5 protein-coding genes are annotated in these 7007 nt (G+C 70.8%); 2 read left to right on the forward strand and 3 right to left on the reverse strand.

Features of this window, described 5'->3' with window-relative positions:
* Positions 1-2 precede the first annotated feature (2 nt).
* From gltX to HW130_RS22360, 3 genes are all read right to left on the reverse strand, one after another.
* A complete protein-coding gene (gltX, locus tag HW130_RS22350) occupies positions 3-1478 on the reverse strand; it encodes a glutamate--tRNA ligase (RefSeq protein WP_177151441.1) in 1476 nt (491 codons plus the stop codon).
* On the reverse strand, positions 1471-2244 hold the full coding sequence (locus HW130_RS22355; protein WP_177151442.1) for a fumarylacetoacetate hydrolase family protein: 774 nt from the start codon (positions 2242-2244) through the stop codon (positions 1471-1473). Before HW130_RS22355 ends, gltX begins: the two co-directional genes overlap by 8 nt.
* A 229-nt stretch (positions 2245-2473) precedes the next feature.
* Entirely contained in the window at positions 2474-2647 is a 174-nt protein-coding gene (locus HW130_RS22360; protein ID WP_177151443.1) for a hypothetical protein, read from the reverse strand.
* Positions 2648-3226: 579 nt separating this feature from the next.
* Between HW130_RS22360 and HW130_RS22365 the strand changes: the two genes are divergently transcribed.
* The gene (locus HW130_RS22365) at positions 3227-6754 is read left to right on the forward strand and encodes a nitrate- and nitrite sensing domain-containing protein (protein ID WP_177151444.1); all 3528 of its coding nucleotides are present in this window, start codon (positions 3227-3229) and stop codon (positions 6752-6754) included.
* Between the two features lie 9 nt (positions 6755-6763).
* On the forward strand, positions 6764-7007 hold a 244-nt coding region (locus HW130_RS22370; RefSeq protein WP_177151451.1), incomplete at its 3' end, for a roadblock/LC7 domain-containing protein.

Below are 7007 nucleotides of genomic sequence, written 5' to 3' on the forward strand. Positions count from 1 at the left end.
GGTTACGCCGCGAGCTTCGCCAGCGCCGCGTCGATACGGGCCAGCGTCCGGTCCTTGCCCAGGATCTCCAGGGACTCGAACAGCGGCAGGCCCACCGTGCGGCCGGTGACCGCGACGCGGACCGGGGCCTGGGCCTTGCCGAGCTTGAGGCCGTGGGCCTCTCCGGCGGCCAGGACGGCCTCCTTGAGGGAGTCCGCGCTGGACCAGTCGGCCTCCTCCAGCTTCTCGCGGGCGGTGGTCAGCAGCGCGGCCGGGTCGCCCTTCATCGCCTTGGTCCAGGACGCCTCGTCCTCGACCGGCTCGTCGAGGAAGAGGAAGTCGACGTTGGCGGTGATGTCGGAGAGGACCGTCAGACGGGTCTGCGCGTGCGGCGCGATGGCCTCCCACTTCGCCCTGTCGAAGTTCTCCGGCGCCCAGTTGGCGTGCGGTGCCCGGAGCCAGGGCTCGCACGCCTCGGTGAACGCCTTCACGTCGAGCATGCGGATGTGGTCGGCGTTGATCGCCTCGGCCTTCTTCAGGTCGAATCGGGCCGGGTTGGCGTTGACGTCCGCGAGGTCGAACTTCGCGACCATCTCCGGGATGGTGAAGACGTCCTGGTCGGCGGAGAAGGACCAGCCGAGCAGGGAAAGGTAGTTGAGCAGGCCCTCGGGGAGGAAGCCGCGTTCCCGGTAGAGGTTGAGGGACGCCTGCGGGTCGCGCTTGGACAGCTTCTTGTTGCCCTCGCCCATGACGTACGGCAGGTGGCCGAAGGAGGGGATCTCCTTGGCGATGCCGAGCTCGATCAGGGCCTTGTACAGCGCGATCTGGCGCGGGGTGGAGGACAGCAGGTCCTCGCCGCGCAGCACGTGGGTGATCTCCATCAGCGCGTCGTCGACGGGGTTGACGAGCGTGTAGAGCGGGGCGCCGTTCGCGCGGACGATGCCGTAGTCCGGGACGTTGTCCGGCGTGAACGTCAGCTCGCCGCGCACCAGGTCGGTGAAGGTGATCGGCTCGTCGGGCATCTTGAAGCGCACGATGGACTCGCGGCCCTCGGCGTCGTACGCGGCCCGCTGCTCGGCGGTCAGCGTGCGGCACTTGCCGTCGTAGCCGGACGGGCGGCCGGCGGCGCGGGCGGCGTCGCGGCGCGCCTCCAGTTCGAGCGCGGTGCAGTAGCAGTGGTACGCGTAACCGCCGGCGATCAGCTTCTCGGCGACATCCTTGTAGATGTCCATCCGCTGCGACTGGCGGTAGGGGCCGTGGGGGCCGCCCACTTCGGGGCCCTCGTCCCAGTCGAGCCCGAGCCAGCGCAGCGAGTCGAGCAGCTGGTTGTACGACTCCTCGGAGTCGCGGGCCGCGTCGGTGTCCTCGATGCGGAAGACCATGGTGCCGCCGTTGTGCCGGGCGTAGGCCCAGTTGAACAGGGCGGTGCGGACCAGGCCCACATGGGGGTTGCCGGTCGGGGACGGACAAAAACGTACGCGGACGGATCCGTTAGCCACGCTTGATCACCTTGTTGGTGAGAGTGCCGATGCCTTCGATGGTGACGGCGACCTCGTCGCCGACGTTCAGGGGGCCGACCCCCGCGGGGGTGCCCGTGAGGACGACGTCGCCCGGGAGCAGCGTCATGGCCTCGGTGATGTGCACGATCAGGTCCTCGACGGACCGGACCATCTCGCTCGTACGCCCCAGTTGGCGCTGTTCGCCGTTGACCGTGCACTGGATCGTCAGGTCGGCGGGGTCGAGGTCGGTCTCCACCCAGGGGCCGAGCGGGCAGGAGGTGTCGAAGCCCTTGGCCCTGGCCCACTGCTTCTCGCGCTTCTGGGCGTCGCGCGCGGTGACGTCGTTGGCGCAGGTGTAGCCGAAGATCACGTCCTTGACGCGTTCGCGCGGGACTTCGCGGCACATGCGGCCGATGACGACGGCGAGCTCGGCCTCGTGATGGAGCTCGTTCGAGAACGAGGGGTACTCGATGGCGTCGCCGGAGCCGATCACGGAGGTGGTGGGCTTGAAGAAGGCGACGGGGACCTCCGGGACCTCGTTGCCGAGCTCCGCCGCGTGCTCCGCGTAGTTGCGGCCGATGGCCACGACCTTGTTGGGGAGCACCGGGGGCAGCAGCCTGACCTTGCTCAGCGGCACCTTGGTGCCCGAGAGCTCGAAGTCGGCGTACGGAATGCCCTTGATGATGTCGAGGAGGAGGCCGTCGGGGCCTTCCTCGACCGCGCCGAAGGCGACATTGCCGTCGATGGAGAACCTGGCGATGCGCACGGGTTGCTGTCGCCCCTCACTACTCACTCGCTGACCGGCCCTGCTCGCTGACCGGAGACTGACGCTCCAGGCTAACGCGGCGGAGCCTGCCCGACGTGCCGACAAGGGCTTGGGCAGGCTGGCGTCCGGCTTCCCGCCCAGGGGCTGGGGGTCCCCCGGCGAAGCCAGGGGGAGAACCGAGCCTCAGGAAACGGGCGCGCGGGTGAACGGGAGGGGCACCGCGGCCGTATTACTGCGCGGGCGCGTCCATGAGGATGGTGCGGCGGGGGTTGGCCGTCTGCGTGGGAAGATCGACCGCATGCTCCGGCTGCTCCGGCGTCTGCAGCTCGTCCGCGTCCTTGAGGTGCGCGAGCGTCGTGCGACGGGGGTTGGCTATGTTGCGGAACATCATCGTCGTCTTCATCGGCGGTTTCAGACCTTGTCGGAGTAGGGATGCTTCGGGAAGCGCGGTGGACGGAACGCCCGTCCTTGTAAAGCGTCAGGCTAAACATTCCATTCCCACGGAAAGCCAGGGCGTGGCACTGATCTATGTGTGAGTTTGCTCACGACGAGAGTGTCATTTCGGGCAATCCAGGCTGTGGATCTTCCTTGCAGGAACGGACATTCCGCCACTGAAGACGCCATTCCGCTCCTGATCATCGCGACTGGGACACCCCCCACCCCTAAGCGACTCATTCCATAAAGTCCGTTTCCTCCGTGAACGCTTTCTACGAGTTGTGACATAACGCTTACACCGTGTCACGGAGGTCACAGGCCGGTACGCGGCCCTTGTTGGAGATCCGGCACTGTGCTGGAATTCCACGCACCGCCGCGGTTTCAGACCGGCGCGCAAGGGGCGCAACGCAGCGCCGAGTGGCGGCGGGAAAGGGGGAGCAGCGCCGGTCAATCACGACCACCATGGGGCAGCGATCGATGCCCCGAGACGCCGACACCGTCCCGCCGTGCAAGCGGAGGGACGCCTGGTCCAGAGGTTGCGACGCTAGTGCAGGGACGTTTCAAGAGGGATGGCCTGGGGTCCCCCCAGGCCCGCCAGGGCCGCGGGGAAGCTGCGGCGGAACAGGAGTCGCGCGGCGGGACCGACCGCGGCTCCTCGCCCCAGCACGCCCACAACCAGGGACCGGCCGCGCCCGGTGACGGCGGCGAGCATGGCGCGCGCCCCGGCACGTCGGCACCCTCCCCGGACGGCGCCAAGGGCCCGTCCACAGGGAAGGGCCCCACGGACACCGGCTCGCGAATAGCACTGCGGAACTGGCGCATCAGCACGCGTCTGGTCTCCCTGCTCACCCTGCCGGTCGTCGCGGCGACCACGCTGGGCGGACTCCGTATCCAGGAGTCCATGGACGACATGAAGCAGCTGGACCACATGCAGCTGCTCACGGAGATGACCCGGGCGGCGACCGACCTGGCGCAGGCGCTGCAGTCCGAGCGCGACCTGTCCGCCGGCCCGCTCGCCAACGGCTCCCCCGTCACGGACTTCAAGGTCTCCGGCCCGCGCAACCAGACCGACCTGGTCAAGAAGGCGTTCCTCGACGCCACCCGCAACATCCCCAACACGGACGACGACGAGGCGCTGGAGAGCATCCGCGCCAACGCGAACCAGATCGCCGTCCAGGTCAACGGCCTCAACAAGATCCGGTCCACGGCGTACGAGGGCGACGTCCCGAACTCCCAGACGGTGGAGGCGTACAGCCGGCTCATCGAGTCACTGCTGAGCCTGTCGCAGGACATGGCGCAGGCGACCAGCAACCCGGAGATGATCAAGCGCACGCGTGCGCTGGCGGCGTTCTCGTCCGCCAAGGAGTACGCGTCCATCCAGCGCGCGATCATCGCCGCCGCCCTGCCCGGCGGTGACGACGCCAAGGCCCCCGGTCTGTCGGAGAACGACCGCCTGTACGGCAAGGCCGCCGTGGAGAACGGCGAGACCGAGCTCAAGGCGTTCAAGGCGATCTACGAGTCCACCGGCGGCGACGCCGAGGAGCTCACCGCCACGCTGGACAACGGCAACCCGACCATCGCGGCCTCCGAGCTGTACGCCAAGCGCGTCCTGGACACCGAGGGCCAGATCAGCCGCCTGCCCGAGCGGTCGCACCTGGACTGGACCGACGACTACTCGGTCCGCGTCAACGCGATGAAGCAGATCGAGGCCACCCTCCTCGGCCAGATGGAGACCAAGGCCCGTGAGCTGCGCGAGGAGTCGCAGCGCGACGCCATCATCAACGGTGCGCTGATCCTCGTCGTCCTCGGCGTCTCGCTCGTCGGCGCGTTCGTCGTGGCGCGATCCATGATCCGCTCGCTGCGCCGCCTGCAGGACACCGCCACGAGGGTCGCCCAGGACCGGCTGCCCGAGCTCGTCAAGCAGCTGTCGGAGGCCGACCCGCAGGACGTCGACACCTCCGTCGAGTCCGTCGGTGTCCACTCCCGGGACGAGATCGGCCAGGTGGCCGCGGCCTTCGACGACGTGCACCGCGAGGCGGTCCGCCTCGCCGCCGAGCAGGCCCTGCTGCGGGGCAACGTCAACGCGATGTTCACCAACCTCTCGCGCCGCTCCCAGGGCCTCATCCAGCGTCAGCTCTCGCTCATCTCCGAGCTGGAGTCCCGCGAGGCCGATCCGGACCAGCTGTCCTCGCTGTTCAAGCTCGACCACCTCGCGACCCGTATGCGCCGGAACGGCGAGAACCTCCTCGTCCTCGCGGGCGAGGAGCCGGGCCGCCGGTGGACGCGACCGGTCCCGCTGGTCGACGTCCTGCGTGCCGCCGCGTCCGAGGTGGAGCAGTACGAGCGCATCGAGCTGGCGGCGGTCCCCGCGACCGAGGTCGCCGGCCGCGTCGTCAACGACCTCGTGCACCTGCTCGCCGAGCTGCTGGAGAACGCGACGTCGTTCTCCTCCCCGCAGACCAAGGTCCGGGTCACCGGTCACGCACTGCCCGACGGACGGGTCCTCGTCGAGATCCACGACACCGGTATCGGCCTCTCCCCCGAGGACCTCGCCGCGATCAACGAGCGGCTGGCCTCGCCGCCCACCGTGGACGTCTCGGTATCCCGCCGCATGGGTCTGTTCGTGGTCGGCCGCCTGTCCCTGCGGCACGGCATCCGTATCCAGCTGCGCCCGTCGGACTCCGGCGGCACCACCGCGCTCGTCATGCTGCCCGTCGACGTCGCCCACGGCGGCAAGAAGGTCCCGGGCAAGCCCGGTGCGGGTGGCCCCGGCGCGGCGGCGCAGGGCCCCGCCGGCGACGCTCCCGGTCTGGCGGGCCGTCCCGGCGCCCCGGCCGGCGGCAGCCGTCCGGGGCTCGGCGGCGGTCCCGGTGCGGGCGGTGCCCCCTCGGGCGGCCGTCTCGGTGCCGGTGCTCCGCGCGGCCAGGTCGGCGCCCCCTCGGCTCCCCGTGCCGCACTGCCGGGACGTGACGGTGCCCCCCGGCCGGCCCAGGGCGGTCAGCACGGGTCCCCGCACGACCCTCAGCGTCAGGGCGGTGCCTTCGGCGCGGCCCGTGGCGGGCAGGGCACTCCGGCTCCCGCCCGTAACGAGGCCCCTCAGGGCGGCTTCCGTCAGGGTGCGCCGGGCGCGGGCGACCGCGGCCGGCAGCTGCCGCCGACCGGCGGACCGCGTGCCGAGCTGCCGGGCGGCTCCCCCGCACGGCGCGAGGAGCAGCGTCCGCAGCGTCCGCAGACCACGAGTTGGGGCAGCAGCGGCCAGGCCCCCACTCCGCAGCAGCGCCCGGTGGCCGACACGCCGCGCGGCCACGAGGACCACGACGCCTCGCGCGGCCTCGGTGCCACGGCCGAGTTCGCCCGGCCCGACTTCAACGCGCCCGCGGGTCCCGGTTCCACGGGCCAGTTCGTGCGCCCCGACGTGTACGGCGGCCAGAACGGCGCGCAGCCGCAGGACCCGGCGCAGACCGCGCAGTTCGCCCGCCCGGACTTCCAGGCGCCGCAGCAGCCGGCCCCGCGCCGCCGTGACGAGGGCTTCCCTCCGGCACGGCCGGCCGCCTCCCTGCCCGCTCCGCACCAGCCCGAGGCGCTCCCTCCGGCGTCCGGCCCGGGGGACGGCCGTACGCCTCTGTACGACACGCTGGAGACCAACTGGTTCCACGGGGCGCAGGGCGGTCAGCATGCCGAGCAGCCGCAGCCACCGGAGCGTTCCGCTCCGCGGATGCCGCTGCGCTCCCCCGCGCCGAACCCGGGGAACCCGGGCAACGCGCCCTCGGCGAACACTGCCGCCTGGCGCACCTCGCCCAACGACGAGCTGGTGCGTCAGGCCGAGCGGGTGCGCAAGCCCGCGGCCGGCGGCATCACCACCTCGGGGCTGCCCCGTCGCGTCCCGCGAGCGAACCTCGTCCCGGGGACCGCGCAGGAGCAGAACCACAACTCCGGTCCGCAGGTCTCACGCGCGCCCGACGACGTACGCGGCCGGCTGACCAATCTGCGCCGGGGTATTCAGCAGGGCCGGCAGCAGAACAACTCGACGACCGGCAGCTTCAACCTCGGCCCCACTCACCAGCAGGAGCGATAGTTGAGTCCGATGAGCCAGGCGGCGCAGAACCTGAACTGGTTGATCACCAACTTCGTGGACAACACCCCCGGGGTGTCGCACACGGTGGTGGTCTCCGCCGACGGTCTTCTGCTGGCGATGTCCGAAGGTTTCCCGCGCGACCGCGCCGACCAGCTCGCGGCCGTGGCGTCCGGGCTCACCTCGCTGACCGCGGGAGCGTCCCGGATCTTCGAGGGCGGTCCGGTCAGCCAGACCGTCGTCGAGATGGAACGCG

The organism is Streptomyces sp. PKU-EA00015 (genome assembly GCF_013387495.1).
GTDB lineage: Bacteria > Actinomycetota > Actinomycetes > Streptomycetales > Streptomycetaceae > Streptomyces.

Excerpts from the sequence above, each read along its gene's own strand:
- HW130_RS22360 (WP_177151443.1), bottom strand. The coding sequence starts at position 2,647 with ATGAAGACGACGATGATGTTCCGCAACATAGCCAACCCCCGTCGCACG.